This window comes from Treponema sp. UBA7567 (assembly GCF_002476655.1).
Classification (GTDB): domain Bacteria; phylum Spirochaetota; class Spirochaetia; order Treponematales; family Treponemataceae; genus Treponema_D.
In genome coordinates, this window is record NZ_DLLH01000078.1 from 6,767 (window position 1) to 7,384 (window position 618).

At 46.3% G+C, this 618-nt stretch carries 1 protein-coding gene; it reads left to right on the forward strand.

Going from position 1 to position 618, the window contains the following annotated elements; all coding sequences use genetic code 11:
* Nucleotides 1-618 (forward strand): aldehyde dehydrogenase family protein (locus B3Y13_RS09685; RefSeq protein ID WP_296694232.1); only part of this gene is annotated, 618 nt, incomplete at both ends.

A 618-nucleotide genomic window follows, 5' to 3' on the forward strand; every position in this document is an offset into this window, starting at 1 on the left:
GAAAGAAATCAACGGACTTGTTGAGCGCGCGCAGAAAGCGTTGGAAGAATACGCGAACTTTGATCAGAAAAAAATCGACTATATCGTGGCTAAAGTTTCTGTTGCGGCTCTTGACCACCACGGAAGCCTTGCAAAACTTGCCGTTGAGGAAACAAAGCGCGGAGTTTTTGAAGACAAGGCGACAAAAAACCTTTTTGCCTGCGAATATGTCGTTAATCATATGCGCCATCTTAAGACTGTAGGAATTGTTGAAGATGACGATGTTACTGGAATTGTAAAGATTGCTGAGCCTGTCGGGGTCGTTGCCGGCTTGACTCCTGTAACAAATCCGACTTCAACTGCGATTTTCAAGTCTCTTATTTGTCTTAAGACAAGAAACCCGATTATTTTTTCATTCCATCCAAGCGCGATAAAATGCTCGATTGCGGCCGCGAAAGTGTGCTATGAGGCTGCTGTTGCGGCAGGCGCTCCAAAAGACTGTATCCAGTGGATTGAAGAGCCTTCAATGGAAAAAACATCGCTTTTGATGAATCATCCTGGAGTTGCGACAATTCTTGCGACCGGCGGAAACGCGATGGTAAAGGCGGCTTATTCTTGCGGAAAGCCTGCGCTTGGCGT